Annotated in this window: 18 protein-coding genes and 1 pseudogene; 9 read left to right on the top strand and 10 right to left on the bottom strand. The window is 71.2% G+C overall.

Annotation, left to right across the window (positions count from 1 at the left end; translation table 11 throughout):
* Positions 1-2: 2 nt before the first annotated feature.
* From BMX97_RS34320 to BMX97_RS02320, 3 genes and pseudogenes are all read right to left on the bottom strand, one after another.
* Positions 3-611: a DUF1217 domain-containing protein gene (locus BMX97_RS34320; RefSeq protein WP_348273108.1), complete on the bottom strand. Its 609-nt coding sequence runs from the start codon at positions 609-611 to the stop codon at positions 3-5.
* Between the two features lie 102 nt (positions 612-713).
* Positions 714-1208: pseudogene (locus BMX97_RS34315) on the bottom strand (DUF1217 domain-containing protein); the annotation flags it as partial.
* Between the two features lie 158 nt (positions 1209-1366).
* Complete coding sequence (locus BMX97_RS02320) at positions 1367-1867, bottom strand: hypothetical protein (RefSeq protein WP_244538236.1); 501 nt, start codon at positions 1865-1867, stop codon at positions 1367-1369.
* Between the two features lie 376 nt (positions 1868-2243).
* On the opposite strand from BMX97_RS02320, the gene BMX97_RS02315 reads away from it, so the two are divergent.
* Complete coding sequence (locus BMX97_RS02315) at positions 2244-2477, top strand: PilZ domain-containing protein (RefSeq protein WP_244538235.1); 234 nt, start codon at positions 2244-2246, stop codon at positions 2475-2477.
* A gap of 230 nt (positions 2478-2707) precedes the next feature.
* Here the strand turns inward: BMX97_RS02315 and BMX97_RS02310 are convergent, their stop codons facing one another.
* The 4 genes from BMX97_RS02310 to BMX97_RS02295 form a co-directional block, all read right to left on the bottom strand.
* Complete coding sequence (locus BMX97_RS02310) at positions 2708-2947, bottom strand: hypothetical protein (protein ID WP_060846109.1); 240 nt, start codon at positions 2945-2947, stop codon at positions 2708-2710.
* A gap of 263 nt (positions 2948-3210) precedes the next feature.
* Complete coding sequence (locus BMX97_RS02305) at positions 3211-3576, bottom strand: septal ring lytic transglycosylase RlpA family protein (protein WP_060846107.1); 366 nt, start codon at positions 3574-3576, stop codon at positions 3211-3213.
* A 258-nt stretch (positions 3577-3834) separates the two neighbouring features.
* Positions 3835-4458, bottom strand: coding sequence for a response regulator (locus BMX97_RS02300; protein ID WP_091744970.1), 624 nt, complete (start codon positions 4456-4458; stop codon positions 3835-3837).
* Between the two features lie 56 nt (positions 4459-4514).
* Positions 4515-5399 carry a fumarylacetoacetate hydrolase family protein gene (locus tag BMX97_RS02295; protein WP_091744968.1) on the bottom strand — a complete coding sequence of 295 codons (885 nt, stop codon included), beginning with the start codon at positions 5397-5399 and terminating at the stop codon, positions 4515-4517.
* A gap of 400 nt (positions 5400-5799) precedes the next feature.
* Between BMX97_RS02295 and BMX97_RS02290 the strand changes: the two genes are divergently transcribed.
* The gene (locus tag BMX97_RS02290) at positions 5800-7095 is read left to right on the top strand and encodes an OmpP1/FadL family transporter (RefSeq protein ID WP_091744966.1); all 1296 of its coding nucleotides are present in this window, start codon (positions 5800-5802) and stop codon (positions 7093-7095) included.
* Positions 7096-7154: 59 nt separating this feature from the next.
* Here the strand turns inward: BMX97_RS02290 and phaC are convergent, their stop codons facing one another.
* Positions 7155-8912 carry a class I poly(R)-hydroxyalkanoic acid synthase gene (gene phaC / locus BMX97_RS02285; RefSeq protein ID WP_091744964.1) on the bottom strand — a complete coding sequence of 586 codons (1758 nt, stop codon included), beginning with the start codon at positions 8910-8912 and terminating at the stop codon, positions 7155-7157.
* 211 nt (positions 8913-9123) lie between these two features.
* Between phaC and BMX97_RS02280 the strand changes: the two genes are divergently transcribed.
* From BMX97_RS02280 to BMX97_RS33480, 5 genes are all read left to right on the top strand, one after another.
* Complete coding sequence (locus BMX97_RS02280; RefSeq protein ID WP_091744962.1) at positions 9124-9501, top strand: hypothetical protein; 378 nt, start codon at positions 9124-9126, stop codon at positions 9499-9501.
* Between the two features lie 154 nt (positions 9502-9655).
* Positions 9656-10876 (top strand): LL-diaminopimelate aminotransferase, encoded by a 1221-nt coding sequence (locus BMX97_RS02275; RefSeq protein WP_091744960.1) that lies wholly within the window; start codon positions 9656-9658, stop codon positions 10874-10876.
* A 140-nt stretch (positions 10877-11016) separates the two neighbouring features.
* Positions 11017-11232: a hypothetical protein gene (locus tag BMX97_RS02270; RefSeq protein ID WP_060846100.1), complete on the top strand. Its 216-nt coding sequence runs from the start codon at positions 11017-11019 to the stop codon at positions 11230-11232.
* Positions 11233-11347: 115 nt separating this feature from the next.
* Positions 11348-11704 (top strand): hypothetical protein, encoded by a 357-nt coding sequence (locus tag BMX97_RS02265; RefSeq protein ID WP_244538234.1) that lies wholly within the window; start codon positions 11348-11350, stop codon positions 11702-11704.
* A gap of 29 nt (positions 11705-11733) precedes the next feature.
* Positions 11734-12180: a hypothetical protein gene (locus tag BMX97_RS33480; protein WP_244538233.1), complete on the top strand. Its 447-nt coding sequence runs from the start codon at positions 11734-11736 to the stop codon at positions 12178-12180.
* Positions 12181-12283: 103 nt separating this feature from the next.
* Here BMX97_RS33480 and BMX97_RS02255 read toward each other — a convergent pair whose 3' ends face one another.
* Positions 12284-13300 (bottom strand): zinc-binding alcohol dehydrogenase family protein, encoded by a 1017-nt coding sequence (locus BMX97_RS02255; RefSeq protein ID WP_091744955.1) that lies wholly within the window; start codon positions 13298-13300, stop codon positions 12284-12286.
* Between the two features lie 98 nt (positions 13301-13398).
* On the opposite strand from BMX97_RS02255, the gene BMX97_RS02250 reads away from it, so the two are divergent.
* Entirely contained in the window at positions 13399-13770 is a 372-nt protein-coding gene (locus tag BMX97_RS02250; RefSeq protein WP_091744953.1) for a winged helix-turn-helix transcriptional regulator, read from the top strand.
* A gap of 4 nt (positions 13771-13774) precedes the next feature.
* Here the strand turns inward: BMX97_RS02250 and BMX97_RS02245 are convergent, their stop codons facing one another.
* Positions 13775-13981 (bottom strand): hypothetical protein, encoded by a 207-nt coding sequence (locus tag BMX97_RS02245; protein WP_091744951.1) that lies wholly within the window; start codon positions 13979-13981, stop codon positions 13775-13777.
* A 212-nt stretch (positions 13982-14193) separates the two neighbouring features.
* On the opposite strand from BMX97_RS02245, the gene BMX97_RS02240 reads away from it, so the two are divergent.
* Complete coding sequence (locus BMX97_RS02240; RefSeq protein ID WP_091744949.1) at positions 14194-15342, top strand: sensor histidine kinase; 1149 nt, start codon at positions 14194-14196, stop codon at positions 15340-15342.
* Positions 15343-15534: the final 192 nt, after the last annotated feature.

Here is a 15534-nt window from a genome sequence, read left to right as displayed (position 1 = left end):
CCCTACCCCTGGCCGTTGCTGAACAGGGTCAGGATCGGGTCCGTGGCGGTGTTGTTCTGCGCGTCCCAGATCGCCGCGAAGCGGCGGGCGAAGGCCTCGACCTTGGCCGGATCCTGGAAGCTCGCGAAGTCGACCTTCGAGGAGATGAGGTTCGCCCGCACCGTCAGGGCGTCGGTGGTGGTGGCGCTGCTCGTCGCCGGCAGGCCGATCACCGTGTTGACGACCTGGGTCAGGGCGGGGTCGCTCAGGATGTCGTAGCCGCTGTTGAGGCCCGGCGCCTTGCGGGCGAAGTAGAGGGCGAGGCGCACGCCGGTATCCTGGGCGCCGGCATCCCCTTCGAGGCTCTGCTGCAGGTAGGCATCGACCACCGCCTGGACGTTGGCGCCCGGCGGCAGGTCGGTGCCGTTGCCGATGTCGACCGCATCCTGGCCGGTGCCGGACAGAGGCGCGTTGGTGACGCTCAGGGTGCGGACGGTGCCGCCCGCGGCGTAGATCGTGTCGGCGTTGACGCCGTCGCCGCCCGGCGCCCCGTCGAAGCCGTAATCGGTGTAGTCGGTGGTCTCGAAGAACAGATTGCCGTTGACGCCGATGCCGACCTGCACCTTGCCCATCAGCCCGTCGGCGCCCGAGGCGCCGATCTGGGCGCTGATCGCCTGGCCGAGCTCGGTCGGGGTGACGTTGGCGAGGTCGGCGACCTTGCCGGCGAGGGCGGCCCGGTTGAGCACGATGGTGGCGGACTTCGTCGTTCCCGCGTCGACCTGGGACGAGAGCGTGAAGCGCGCCTCGTTGGTGCCGGAGAAGTCGTAGGTCGTGGCGAGCGCGCCCGGCAGGGAGAGCCGGGCGGCGACCGCCGGGACCGGCGCCTGGCCTTCCTTCAACACCCCGTCGATGCCGGCCGCCGAGGGGCCGGGCGCGAAGTCGAAGGCCTTGGCGAAGGCGACGTAGCGGTCGTCGGCCAGACGGTTGGCGAAGGCGGCGGAGGAATCCGTGCCCTCGGTCAGGACCTTGCGCATGAACGCCTTGGCGTAGCCCATCTCCTCGAGGCCGAAGGCCTTGACGGCGTAGTTGTAGAGGCGGGTATCGGCCATGAAGTCGTCGATCGACTTCACCTTGCCGATGTTGGCCTGGTAATAGGCGGTGTCGCGGGCCACGATCGGCTCCGCGCCCTTGCGCTGCAGCGAGGTCGCGAGATTTCGCGACAGCAGCATGTAGCTCGTGAGAGTCGTCACGGATCAGCTCTCCGGCCCGTCGGCCCGGTGGGCGGGGTGGCCGGCCGCAGCGGCACGAAGCCCCGATGAGGCCTCCGCTCTAGGCGGACACGCTTGCTCGGGGCTTGCCACCCGGCCGAAGGCTCGCCGCGCCGCGCTCACAGCGGGGTCGGCCCGATGATGGTCTCGGTGGTGATGACGATCCAGCCGGCGCCGGTGCTGCGGATCGACAGCACCCGGCCGCCCCCCGGCAGCACCGAGCCGACGGCGATCTGGTGCAGGCCGTCGCGCCCCTCCACCACGGCCTGGCCGGCGCCGGCCCGGCGCAGGACGAAGCCGGATGGCGGCGGAGCCGCCGGCACGACGAGGCCCGGGCCCTGGGCCGGGGCGGCGGGGGAGGACGGGATCGGTGGGGCGTCCGGCAGCGAGCCGGTGATCACCGGGTCGAGGTCGATCTCGGGCTGGGCGGCGGGCGTCGCGATCCGCCGCCAGGTGAACGGCCCGGCGCTCGCCGGCAGCACCTCGCGCACGTCGTAGGGCCGCGCCGGCTGGGACAGGGTGTAGCCGGCAAAGCCCGTCGCGGTGAGCGCCAGCAGGATGGCGGCGCCGAACACGCCCCGCTCGGCCGCGGCTTCCCGGGCCCGGCGGCGGGCGATCAAGCCCGCGATCGGGCTCGGCGGCGCGGGACGCTCGAGCGCCGGACGCCTGGGGGCGCCCCCCTTGGGAGCACCCCCGTCGGGGGCGGGACGCTGGGATGTGGCCGGGGCTGCGGGCATGGCCGGGATCGATCGGATGGTGGATGGCTAACGAGACATGAAGGAACAGGCTTTATGACCGGTTAACGCGCGCGGCCGGGCGCGTCCCGGCTTTGCGCCGCGGCCGGAACGCCGTAAGCGTGGCGGAGGGGCGTCGCGGCCCGGAAGCGGGGAGACCATGGCCGACCGACCGGAGACCGATCGCCCCGGACCTCACCTGCCGAAACTCGATGACGGTCGCGGATCCGAGCCGATCCCCCGCGCGGGCCGGCGCCACCGCGTGATCCAGCAGGGACGGATCGTCCTCGGCCCCGACCGGCTCGTGACGTGCGAGATCGCCGACCTCTCGGCCGCCGGCGCGCGGCTGCGCGTGCCCGCCCGTTTCGCCCTGCCGGAGACGTTTCCGCTCGTGATCGCCGCCCACGAACTGCGCACGGTCGAGGTCCGCCTGCGCTGGCGCCGGGGGGATTTCGCCGGGGTGACGTTCGAGGGGGCGGGGGCCTATATCGGCTGAACGCCGATGGAGCGCTCTCCGGACGTCCTTCCGGGCCCGCTGGCGCGGCGCCGGGACGGCTCGGAGGATTCGGCCGTCCGCGGGAGGGTCCGCTCTCCGGGAGGAGACCGGAGGGGAGGCGTCCTTCACGGGGTCCGGGATGGCGGGGGCATCACGCCAAAGCGCGTCGACGGTCTTCGCCCCGGCCGTGGGCGGTGCCGGCCGGACGAGTGCGGGCCGGCTCGTGCGGCTCAGCCCTTGCGCTGCGCCTTCATGTAGCTGGTGATCGCGGCCTGGCAGTTCTGCGACAGCTTCGCCTTGTTCTGGCGGAAGCAGGCCTGCACCTCGGGACCGTCCGGCGCGAAGTTCCCGCAATAGGTCAGGTAGTCGCCGGTGCAGTACTGCTTGAGCACCGCGCGGTCGACCACGACGGGTTCGGCGAGGGCCGCGCCCGTCGTGAGGACGAGGAGGAGGGTGGAGCGCAGGAGCACGGATGATCTCCGGGGGGAGCGAGGGGGAGGGCGGTCACGGGCGGACGGTCCCGGCCATGGGCGCGTGCCCCTACCGGTGGCGTCCCATAGCATTCCTGCGGGCGCAGGCAACCTGACGCTAGGTCGCTCGCGAGATGTCGCGACAGACGAGGACCGCGCGGCCGAGACCGGCGCGGCCCTCGTCTGTCGCTGAATCGCCCCGCGTCAAGACGACGGCACGGCGGAACCCGCCGGAACCGCCCGGTGACGGACGGGAGGACCGCTCACAGGCGGCTGAGCTGCACCCGGGCGACGCCCGAGATCCCGATCGCGCGGGCCGAGGCCTGGGACAGGTCGATCACCCGGCCGCCGACATACGGGCCGCGGTCGTTGATGCGGACCACGACGGAGCGGCCGTTCGACGTGTTGGTCACCCGGACCCGGGTGCCGAAGGGGAGGCGGCGGTGAGCCGCCGTGAGGGCGTGCGTGTTGAAGCGCTCGCCGTTGGCAGTGCGCCGGCCCTGAAATCCGGGACCGTACCAGGAGGCACGACCGGACTGGGCTTCGGCGGGCGTGCTGGCTTGTAACGTCACCCCGGCGGCACCCGCGAGAGCGAGACCGACGATCGCCAGCTTTGCCTTCGAAACCATTTCGCATTCCCGTTCTTGTTGCTTGACGCGGCGCAACATAGAACCGAACGAGGCGACATTATGGAACAGTCAAAATCGAGAATACTTTGCGTATATTCGTACCGAGCGATTACGGGAACCGGGCGGGTTTACGAACGTTAACAGTTTTCACTCATCGACCGAGGATCGAGCGTGGCCATGGCCGACGCCACCTTGCGGCCAAGGTTCTCGCCCCCGGGCCCCCGCTTGCCGCATCTCCCGCGGGCGGGAACCTCCGTCTCAGGGTGCGCGCGCGGCACGCAGGCCGATGCGGATCAGATCGGCGAGGGTGCGAGCGCCGAGCTTGCGGCGCAGCTGCGTGCAGGCATTGGCGACGGTCTTGTAGCTCAGGCCCAGTTCCTCGGCGATCGCCCCGTGCGAGCGCCCGGCGCCGAGCCGCTCGAGGATTTGCCGTTCGCGCGGGGTGAGGGGCGGGGCGGCCGGCGCCTCGCGGCGCAGCCGGTCGACCTCGGCGGCGAGGGAGGGCGCCACGTAGGTGCCGCCGTCGCGCACCCGCTCGAAGGCGATGTGCAGCTCCATCGACGCCGTATCCTTGAGGACGTAGCCGGTCGCCCCGCTCTCGATCGCCCGGACGGCGATCTCCGGATCGTCGTGCATGCTGAAGACCAGGATGCGGGTCTCGGGCGCCACCGAGCGGATCCGCCGGATCAGCGCGAGGCCGCTGAGCGCGGCGCCCTGGAAGGTCAGGTCGGCGACCACGAGGTCCGGGCGGTGGCGGCGGAAGCGGCGATAGCCGGCGGCGATGCCGGTGGCCTCGTGCACGGTCTCGACGCCGGCATCCTCCAGCACGCGGCGGCAGCCCTGCAGCACGATCGGATGGTCGTCGACGACGAGGACGTTCACGGGTGCGGTCCTTCGGGGGGCAGGGACCCGCGGCGGCGCCGCGGGCCCGGTCACGGTCAGTTGGTCGGCTCGCCGGCCGCGACCTTGGCGGTCCAGTCGTCGAAGGCGACGACGGCCTGGCGCTGCTCGCCGAGGCCGGCGATGCCGAGGGTCACGACGTCGCCGGACTTGAGGTAGCGCGGCGGCTTCATGCCCATGCCGACGCCGGGCGGCGTGCCGGTGGTGATGACGTCGCCGGGCTCGAGCAGCATGAAGTGCGACAGGTAGGAGACGATCTGGCGCACGTCGAAGATCATCGTGCGGGTCGAGCCGGTCTGCATCCGCTCGCCGTTCACGTCGAGCCACATGTCGAGGTTCTGCACGTCCCCGACCTCGTCGGGGGTGACGAGCCAGGGCCCGAGGGGCCCGAAGGTCGGGCAGCCCTTGCCCTTGGTCCAGGTGCCGCCGCGCTCGAGCTGGAACTCGCGCTCGGAGACGTCGTGGCAGACGCAGTAGCCCGCGACGTAGTCGAGCGCCTCGTTGGCGTGGACGTAGGAGGCCCGCTTGCCGATGACGATGGCGAGCTCGACCTCCCAGTCGGTCTTGGCCGAGCCCTTGGGCAGGATCACGGTGTCGTTCGGGCCGACGATGCAGGACGGCGCCTTGTTGAACAGGATCGGCTCGGCGGGAATCGCCGCGCCGGTCTCGGCGGCGTGGTCGGCATAGTTGAGGCCGATGGCGATGAAGTTGCGCACCTGGCCGACGCAGGCGCCGAGGCGCGTGCCGGCCGGCACCTCCGGCAGGGTCGCCGGATCGATCCGGCCCAGGTTCGCCAGGGTGTCGGCGGCGAGGAAGGGGCCGGCGATGTCGCGGACCACGCCCGACAGGTCGCGGATCGCCCCCGCGGCGTCGATCAGGCCCGGCTTCTCCGCCCCGCTCTCGCCCCAGCGCACAAGCTTCATCGGCCGTCTCCCCCTGTCCATCCAAGCCTGAAGGCCCGTCGGGCCGGGACATTGGCGCCGGTGCGCCGCCGCCGCAAGCCGATACGCCCGCGTCCGCGGCACGGCCCCGTTGCAGTTTCGTCACATCTGCGTCGAAATCGTGTCAGAGGCCTCGGAACGGGCCGGTCCGATCGACGCGATCTATACACGAAGACGTATCGATTTTCGAATAAATTCCCAGAAATATCATTCGTCGTCGCGATTTGTTTCGCCGATCCCGAGACCTTTCCTTGCAGGAACTCGCGCCGACCCCGGCCTCATCGGGATTGCGCGGCCCCTGCCTGCTGCCGCATCATTTCGCCCAAGCCGCGGGCGTCATGAAGCCGCGCGGCACGTCGGAATTCGGGGTCGAGGTAACGTCATGACGGGTTTGGGGAGGACGGCGCTGCTGGCCGGTGCCTCGGTGGCGCTGCTGGCGGGGGCCAGCGGGGCCGCGCAGGCGGGGGCGTTCGGCCTGCGCGAGCAGAGCGCCCAGGCGATGGGCCTCGCCTTCGCGGGTGCCGCCGCCGGCTCCGGCGGCCTGTCGTCGATGTTCTGGAACCCGGCCGTCGTCACGATGAAGCCGGGCTGGAACTCGGACTTCAACGCCACCCTGGTCGCCCCCTCGGCCCGGATCACGCCGACCACCGGCACCTTCCCGCCGCTGATCGGGCTCGGCGAGTCGGGCGATATCGGCCAGGCGGCGGTACTGCCGGCGACGTACTCGAACTACCAGATCAACGACCGGCTCTATCTCGGCCTGTCCGGCGCCGCGCCGTTCGGCCTCATCACCAAGCCGAACCAGGTCTGGGCCGGACAGACCTACAGCCGCTCGTCCAAGATCTTCACCCTGAACTTCAACCCGGTGATCGGCTACAAGGTCAACGACTGGCTGTCGGTCGCGGCCGGCCCGGTGCTGGAATACTTCAAGCTCACCCTGCGCCAGGCCACCGGCATCACGCCGCTGGCGAACTCCGCCTTCCTCAAGGGCGACGACTGGGCCTGGGGCTTCACCGCCGGCGTGGTGGCGCGGCTCTCGGAGGGGACCACGGTCGGCGTCGGCTACCGCTCGTCGATCAACCACCGGATCGAGGGCTCGGCCTTCGGCATCGGCCAGGTCCGCGCCAGCCTCAACACCCCCGAGAAGGTCTCGGTCGGCCTGACCCAGGCGATCACCCGGGACTTCCGCCTGAACTTCGGCTTCGAGTGGGACAACTGGACCCGCATCGGCTCGCCGGCGATCGTCTCGGTGGCGCTCGGCCGGCCGGTGACGGCCCTGCCGCTCAACTACAAGAACGGCTTCTACTACTCGCTCGGCGCCGAGTACGACTTCACCCCGCAATGGACCGGCCGCGTCGGCGTCGCCTACGAGCAGTCGCCGATCGACAACTCGAACCGCTCGACCCGCCTGCCCGACGGCGACCGCTACTTCGCCTCGGTCGGCGCCAGCTACCGCTACAGCGAGAAGATCCAGTTCGACGTCTCCTACCAGCACCTGTTCGCCGCCGGCCGCAACCGGATCGCGCTGGTGCCGGGCGAGCCGCTCTACACCGCACCGCTGGCCTTCCTGGCCACCACCGACGCCAGCGCCGACATCGTCTCGGTCGGCCTGAAGTACCGCTGGGACAACCCGCCGGCCCCGGCGCCGATCCCGGTGCCGCTGGTGCGCAAGTACTGAAGCCCAACCACCGGCACGAGAAAGGCCCCCGGGAGGATCTCCCGGGGGCCTTTCTCGTTTCACGCCTTTTCGAGCACGTAGGTCCCCGGCGCCGCCCCGAGCGAGGGCAGCACCCCGCCGCCGGGCTGGCGCGCCGGCACCCGCTCGTTGTTCTGGTGCTCGAGCCAGGAGAGCCAGTAGGGCCACCACGAGCCCGGATGCTCGGTCGCCGCCGCGATCCAGTCCTGGAGCGAGCCGTAGGCCGGGCCGCCGGTCCAGTACTGGTACTTGGGCTTGGCCGGCGGGTTGACCACGCCGGCGATGTGGCCCGAGCCCGCCAGCACGTAGTCGACGGTCCCGCCGAAGGCGCGGCAGCCCTCGAACACCGAGAGGGCCGGGGCGATGTGGTCCTCGCGGGTCGCGAGGTTGAAGACGGGCGCGGTCACCTTGCCGAGGTCGAGGCGCACGTTGCCGAGCACCATCTCGCCGCGCGACAGCTTGTTGTCGAGGTAGCAGTTGCGCAGGTAGAACGAGTGGTTGGCGGCCGGCATCCGGGTCGCGTCGGAGTTCCAGTACAGGAGATCGAAGGGCAGCGGCGCCTTGCCCTTCAGGTAGTTGTTGACGACGTAGGGCCAGATCAGGTCGTTGGGTCGCAGCATGTTGAAGGCGTTGGCCATCTTGGCGCCTTCGAGGTAGCCGCGGTCCTTCATGCCGGCCTCGATCGAGCGGATCTGGGCCTCGTCGACGAAGACCTTGAGGTCGCCGGCATGGGTGAAGTCGACCTGGGTGGTCAGGAAGGTGGCGCTGGCGATGCGGTCGTCGCCGACCGCCGCCATGTAGGCCAGGCTCACGGCGAGCAGCGTGCCGCCGACGCAGTAGCCCACCGCCGAGACCTGGCGTTCGCCCGTCGCCTGCTCGATCGCTTCGAGCGCCGCGAAGACGCCCTCGCGCATGTAGCTCTCGAAGTCCTTCGAGGCGTGGCGCGCATCCGGGTTGACCCAGGAGATGACGAACACCGTCAGGCCCTGGCTCACCGCCCAGCCGATGTAGCTCTTGTCCTTGTTCAGGTCGAGAATGTAGAACTTGTTGATCCAGGGCGGCACGATCAGGAGCGGGCGCTTGAGCACCGTCTCGGTCTGCGGCGCGTACTGGATCAGTTCGATCAGGTCGTTGCGAAACACCACCTCGCCGGGGGTGCTCGCCATGTTGACGCCGACCTTGAACTGGCCCGGATCGGTCTGGCGCACGCGCAGTTCGCCGCCGCCGGCCTCGACGTCCTCGGCCAGCATCTTCATGCCGCGCACCAGGTTGGCGCCGTTCTCCCGGAAGGTCTCGCGCAGGAGCTCGGGATTCGTCGCGAGGAAGTTCGACGGCGACATCGCGCCGGAGATCTGGCGGACGTAGAACTGCGCCTTGGCGCGGGTGTGGTCGTCGAGCCCCTCGGCCTCGTCGACCATGATCTCGGCCCACCGCGTGGTGATGAGGTAGCCCTGCTTCAGGAAGTCGAAGACCGGGTTCGTCGTCCATTCGGGGGCGGCGAAGCGCTTGTCCTTGGGATCGGGCAGGGCCACGGGGGTGACCGTCTCGCCCTGCATCCGCTGCAGGGTCGAGCCCCACAGGGCCAGGAACTGGCCGCCGATCAGGCTCTGGGCCTCCATCGCCTTCTGGGGGTCGGTGAACCACTTCTCCGCCACGGTGCCGAGCGTGCGCACGACCTCGGTCACCGACTCGGCGAGCGCCGCGTTCGGCTTGCCCTCCTCGAGGGGCTTGGCGTAGGCGGCGAGCGCCCGGCTGAACTGCTCGGTCATCAGGCCCGCGTTGCGCGACAGGGCCTCCATGTCCGCAACGGGGACCTCAGCGACCGGGACCTTCGCAGTCGGCGCCGCACCTCGTTCAGAAGACGTCACGCGCACTCTCCTCCCGTATTGTGGCCGGCTTCGGCGAGCCGCCTTTCCGACAAGATATCGTCCCAAACCGCGGGTTGCGCCAGATGACCGGACCCGGTTTCCTCACCGCCACGCTGCCCTCGCGCAAGGTTCTCGCACGTCCATGCCCGTCTTCCCCGCTGTTTCGCCCCGTCTCGCGGCTGCCGCCGCGCTTGTCGTCACCTGCTTGTCCGCCGGGGGCTGCGTCCTCGACGGAGCCGGCATCCGCGATGCCGCCAAGTCGGCGGGCCTCGGCCCCAAGGAGGTCGCCGCGCCCGACTTCGTCGAGAAGTCCCGCCGCGGCGGCGGCGGCGAGTTCCTGCCCGTCGGCGTCTCGGCCCCGCCTCGCGAAACTCGCGCCAAGTCGGCCGCCGGCGTGAAGGCGCTCGAGGCCGAGCTCGACGCCAGCCGCCAGCGCAACGAGGCGCGGGGCCGCGACGCCGCCAAGGTCGGCGGCGCGGTCAAGCCGCCGGCCCCGCCCAAGGTGCCGCCCGCCGAGTGACGCTCCGGGTGACGAAGGGGGAGCGACACCGCCGGGTGAGGCTTAAGTCCCAGGGCGGCGGCCCCCCGGCGAATCTTCCTCTTGCCCCAAAACCCCTCTAGACAGCGTATGTGACACGCGCGTCGCAGCGGCGGCGCCGATCCAGGACCCGGCCATGACCGATTTTCACCGCATCAAGCGACTGCCACCCTACGTCTTCGAGCAGGTCAACCGGATCAAGGCCGCCGCCCGCGCCAACGGCGCCGACATCATCGACCTCGGCATGGGCAACCCCGACCTCGAGGCGCCCCGCCACGTGATCGAGAAGCTGGTCGAGACCGCCGGCAAGCCGCGCACCGACCGCTACTCGGCCTCCAAGGGCATCGCCGGCCTGCGCCGCGCCCAGGCGAATTATTACCAGCGCCGCTTCGGCGTCTCGCTCAACCCCGACACGCAAGTTGTGGCCACCCTCGGCTCCAAGGAAGGCTTCGCCAACATGGCGCAGGCCATCACGGCGCCGGGCGACGTGGTGCTGGTGCCCAACCCGAGCTACCCGATCCACGCCTTCGGCTTCCTGATGGCCGGCGGCGTGGTCCGCTCGGTCCCGGCCGAGCCGACCCCGGCCTTCTTCCCGGCGGCCGAGCGGGCGATGCAGCACTCGATCCCCAAGCCCGTGGCGATGGTGGTCTGCTATCCGTCGAACCCGACGGCCTACGTCGCCTCCCTCGACTTCTACCGCGACCTCGTCGCCTTCGCGAAGAAGCACGAGCTGATCCTGCTCTCCGACCTCGCCTACGCCGAGGTCTATTTCGACGACGACAACCCGCCGCCCTCCGTGCTGCAGGTGCCGGGCGCGATCGACGTGGCGGTGGAGTTCACCTCGCTGTCGAAGACCTTCTCGATGGCCGGCTGGCGGATGGGCTTCGCGGTCGGCAACGAGCGGCTGCTCGCGGCGCTGACGCGGGTGAAGTCCTACCTCGATTACGGCGCCTTCACGCCGATCCAGGTCGCCGCCACCGCGGCGCTGAACGGCCCGGAGGACTGCATCCACGAGATGCGCGCCACCTATCGCCGCCGCCGCGACGCGATGGTCGACGCGTTCCAGAAGACCGGCTGGGACATTCCGGTCCCGTCCGCTTCGATGTTCGCCTGGGTGCCGATCCCGGAGCGTTTCCGGAGTCTCGGCAGCCTCGAATTCTCCAAGCTGCTGGTCGAGAAGGCCGACGTGGCGGTGGCGCCGGGCATCGGTTTCGGCGAGCACGGCGACGAGTACGTCCGCATCGCGCTGGTCGAGAACGAGCAGCGCATCCGCCAGGCGGCCCGCAACATCCGCCGCTTCTTCGACAACGCCGACCGCACCCTGCACAACGTCGTGCCGATGCAGAAGGTCGGCTGATCCGGCGGCTTGTGGCCGGGGGGCGACAGGGGAGGCGCAATCGCATCCCCGTGTCGTCGCCTCGGCCGCGCCCCGGGTTGATCCGGGCGGGGCGGGGCGTCAGGGTGCGGCCAAGGTTCTGCTCCACCCCAGGGTATCCGATGCGTCGCTCGCTGAAGCTCGTCGTTCTCGCCGCCGCGGCCGCCCTCCCGGCCGCCTGCGCGCCGAACCCGATCATCGCTCGCGACCCCGTTCCGGCCCCGAGCCCCGACATCGCCTATCGCTGCTCCTCGACCCCGGCGCTCCTCAACGGCTACTGGGCCGAGTGCGAGCGGATCCGGCGCGAGCGCGAGGTCGTGATCCGCACCAAGGGCTGACACGAGGGGGCGCGCCGCCCTCACGCGGCAGAACGGCCTGGACAGCTCGCCGCGCCCTGGAACCGGGCGCGGCTTTCCGCGCGTTAACCTGCATCCGCCAACGAGGATGCTCCGCGTGGTCCATCGCTTCATCCTGCCGCTCGCCGCCCTGGCCTGCCTGTCGGGCCCCGCCTTCGCGCAAACTCCGCTCGGGGTGCGGGTGCGCCCGCCTGTCGCCGAACCCGATATCTACAACCGCGCCGCAGCGGCCGGCCCCGTCGTGCTGCAGATGTCTCCCGATGCGGTCATCGGGCCGCTGCCCGTGGGCGCGAGCGGGCTCGTGGGGATCCGCGCCGTGCCGGTCGCCGCCGTCACCAATGGCGGCGGCTTCGGGCCGACCGGGTTCGGCTATTACGGCGACGGCGTGAGCGAAGGCCCGCTGAACCGCCCGCACCGCACGGCCGACTACGTCCTCGGCAATCGCCCCTACTGATCCCGATCCCTGAAAGGAAGGACACGTCCATGCGTGCACGCATCCTCGCGGCGGGCCTGCTCGCCGGCCTCGCCACCCTGGCGACCGCCCTGCCGGCGGCGGCCCAGAGCGTTGGCTACGTCACCGGCTTCCCGGGCAAGGACCCGGCCGGCGACGACGAGATCGGCTGGGGCCCGGCCTACCGGCCCGAGACCACCTTCTCGCAGCCCGGGACGCCGCCGACGCCGGGCGACTTTGCCGGCGCCGCCTACCGGGCCCGGACCGGGCACGGTCCCTATGACGGGATCCAGGCGCCGATGCGGCCGGTGCGCGCCTACCAGTACCAGAACCCGGGCTACGGCTACGCGCCGGCGGGCTATTACGGCGAGCCGGCCTACGCGCCCCGGGTGCGGGCCGTGCGGGCGCGGTACGGTGCCAAGCACCGGTACTACACCCGGGCGAAGGCGCACCGGGCGTATCGGCAGGTGATGCGCTGAGGCGCGGGCCCGTCGCCCGCTCCACAGGGTCTTCCCGGGATCCGCTCTCGCGGCCCCGGGGTGAGCGCGGAGGGGAGGGAATTCCGGGTGATGGAAGCGCCCCTCAGGCGAACCCTTCCAGCACGATCTTCCCCTTCGCCCGGCCGCTTTCCAGGAGCGCGTGCGCCCGGCGCAGGTTCGCGGCGGTGATCGGCCCGAAATGCTCGGCGAGCGTGGTGCGCAGGTCGCCCCGATCGACGAGCCGGGCGACCTCGTCGAGCAGCGCTCCCTGCGCCGCGACGTCGACCGTGCCGAACATCGGCCGGGTGAACATGAACTCCCAGTGCAGCGACAGGCTCTTGCGCTTGAGAAGCGACACGTCGAGCGTCGCGGGGTCGTCGATCAGCGCGAGGCGACCCTGCGGCGCCATCAGCTCGGCGATGGCCGGAAGATGCGTGTCGGTGTGGGTGGTCGAGAAGACCAGGCCCGGGGCGCCGAGCCCGAGATCGGCGACCTGTCGCGCCAGCGCGGCGCCATGGTCGACGACGTGGTGGGCGCCGAGCGCCCGGCTCCAGTCCTTCGTCTCCGGTCGCGACGCGGTGGCGATCACCGTGAGGTCGGTGAGGCGGCGCGCCAGCTGCGTCGCGATCGAGCCGACGCCGCCGGCCCCGCCGACGATCAGGATCGCGTTCGCGGCGCCCGGCACGGGCTTTCGCACGTCGAGCCGGTCGAACAGCGTCTCCCAGGCGGTGATCGCCGTGAGCGGCAGGGCGGCGGCCTCGGCGAAGGAGAGCGAGGCGGGCTTCCCGCCGACGATGCGCTCGTCGACGAGGTGGAACTCCGCGTTGGTGCCGGGGCGCTCCAGGGCCCCGGCATAGAACACCGCGTCGCCGGGGCGGAACCGCGTCGCCTCGGGGCCGGCCGCCACGACGACGCCGGCGGCGTCCCAGCCCAGGACCTTCCAGGCCCCCGCCTCCGGGGCGGCGCGGCGGCGCACCTTGGTGTCGACGGGGTTCACCGACACCGCTCGGACCTCGACCAGGAGGTCGCGGCCGGTCGGCTCGGGGCGGGGCAGGGCGATGTCCTGGAGGGCGGCCTCGTCCTCGATCGGCAGGGAGGTCTGGTAACCGACGGCGCGCATCAGCGGGCTCCTTGGATGACTGGAGCCGAGATGACCGCTACCCTCCGGCCGCGCAAGAACGCACATGAAGCGCCCATAGTGTCGAAAAGGATACCGTCATGGCCCGCACCCGGCACCGCAGCCTGGATTGCAGCCCGGGCTGCGCCGTGGAAGCGACGCTGCAGCTGATCGACGGCAAGTGGAAGGGCGTGATCCTCTACCACCTGCTGGCGGAGGCGCCGGACGACGGGTCCCTGCGCTTCAACGGCCTGCGCCGCCGGATGCCGAACGTGACCCAGCGCATGCTGACGAACCAGCTCAGGGAGCTGGAGGCGGACGGGTTCGTCCATCGCACGGTCTACGCCGAGGTGCCGCCCCGGGTGGAGTACCGCCTGACCGAGCGCGGCCGCAGCCTCGAACCGGTGATCCGGGCGCTCAAGGCCTGGGGCGACGTCCACGCCGCGGTCGCCCCCGGGACGGCGGCGGCCTGAGCCGTCAGCGCGAAAGGCTGCGGAAGACGCAGGTGCGGCCACGATCCTCGTAGCCCGCCGGGCATTGGGCGACGCAGGCGCCGGCGGCGAACTTGAGGGGAGGGCGGCAATACGATTCTTCCTGCGCCCGGAGGGCCGGCGGGCGCAGGGCGGCGACTAGGATCGTCACGGCAGCCGCGAGGAGAATGCCCAAGGCGACGAGGCGCAGCACGGATCCGCACTCCTGCTCTGTGTACGGCACTCCACCATATGGCACGCGCGCGCCGCGCCGACAGGCCCGCCATCCCCGATCCGAATCGATCGGCGCGCTTGACCCGCCCGCGCAGACATGAACCCTCTGTCATAGCCGGCACCGGCCACGCTACGGCCCCGGACAGGACCGCTCCCGCCTCTGTCGCAGGGGAAAGGACAGGATCACGCACGATGGCGGAACTCAGCCGTTCGGACCTCGACTACCGCCTGAAGCAGCAGCAGATCCTGTCGGAATTCGGAGTCGAGGCGCTGCGCGCCGATGATCTCGGCGAATTGCTGCAGCGGGCGACCGAGCTGTGCGCGGAGGGGATGTCGGCCCAGTTCTGCAAGGCGCTCGAATACAAGCCCGGCCAGGACACGCTGCTCGTCATCGCGGGCGTCGGCTGGGGACCGAACGTCGTCGGCCAGGCGCATGTCGGGGCCGACCTCGCCTCGCCGGCCGGCTACGCTCTCAAGACCGGGCAGCCGGTGATCTCCAACCACCTCGAGAACGAGCGCCGCTTCCGCACCCCGCAGCTGATGGCGGATCATGGCGTGCGCCGGGCGCTGAACGTGCTGATCCGCAACCGCCAGGGCGATTTCGGCGTGCTCGAGGTCGACGACACCCGCGAGGGCCAATTCGACGAGGCCGACATCGCCTTCATGCAGGGCTTCGCCAACCTGCTCGGCGGCGCCATCGAGCGCCAGCGCTCGGAGGCTCGGCTCCAGGCCGCCCTCGACCGGCAGGAGCTGCTGACCCGCGAGATGAGCCATCGGGTCAAGAACAGCCTCGCCACCGTGGCGGGGCTGCTGTCGCTCCAGGCCCGCACCACCGAGAACCTGCAGGCGCGCGACGCCCTGGCGGATGCCCGCTCGCGGGTCGAGGCGGTGGCCCAGGTCCACGACCAGCTCTGGCGCCAGCCCGACCTCGCGGCGGTGGAGCTGTCGGGCTTCCTCGAGAGCCTGTGCGAGAAGCTGCGCGAGAGCGCCCCCGGCCACGCCATCACCTGCCGGGCCCCCGCCATGCCGATCCCGGCCGACCTCGCGATTCCCCTCGGGCTGTTCGTCAACGAGCTCGTCACCAACGCGATCAAGTACGCCTACCCGGACGGCCACGGCCCGGTGCGGGTCGAGGCGGAGGCGCGGGACGAGGGCCGGGTGCGCCTGAGCGTGTCGGACGACGGCGTCGGCCTGCCGGAGGGCTTCGACGCGGGCGCCGCCCGCCGCAGCCTCGGCATGCGGGTGATCCACGGCCTGTCGCGCCAGCTCGGCGGCGAGCTCACCGTCACGGGAACGGACGGGGCGTGCTTCGCCCTGACGCTGGATCTCGGGGTGGCCTGATCGGGTGGTCTCGGGTTCACCGCCGGATGCCGAGCCGGTGTCTCATTGCGGTGGGGGCGGCGTGGATGGGCCCGGTGCCGGGCACCGGCACGACCGCCTCGAACGGATGACCGGGCCTGGGCCCGTGGAGGGTGCCGAGCCGCTCCGGCAAACCCGCGAAGTCTCCTTCACCCCGGACGCGTCGGCGATCCG

The sequence above is a fragment of the Methylobacterium sp. ap11 genome (assembly GCF_900110515.1).
Lineage (GTDB): Bacteria > Pseudomonadota > Alphaproteobacteria > Rhizobiales > Beijerinckiaceae > Methylobacterium > Methylobacterium ajmalii.
This window is presented reverse-complemented; position numbering and strand designations above follow the sequence as displayed.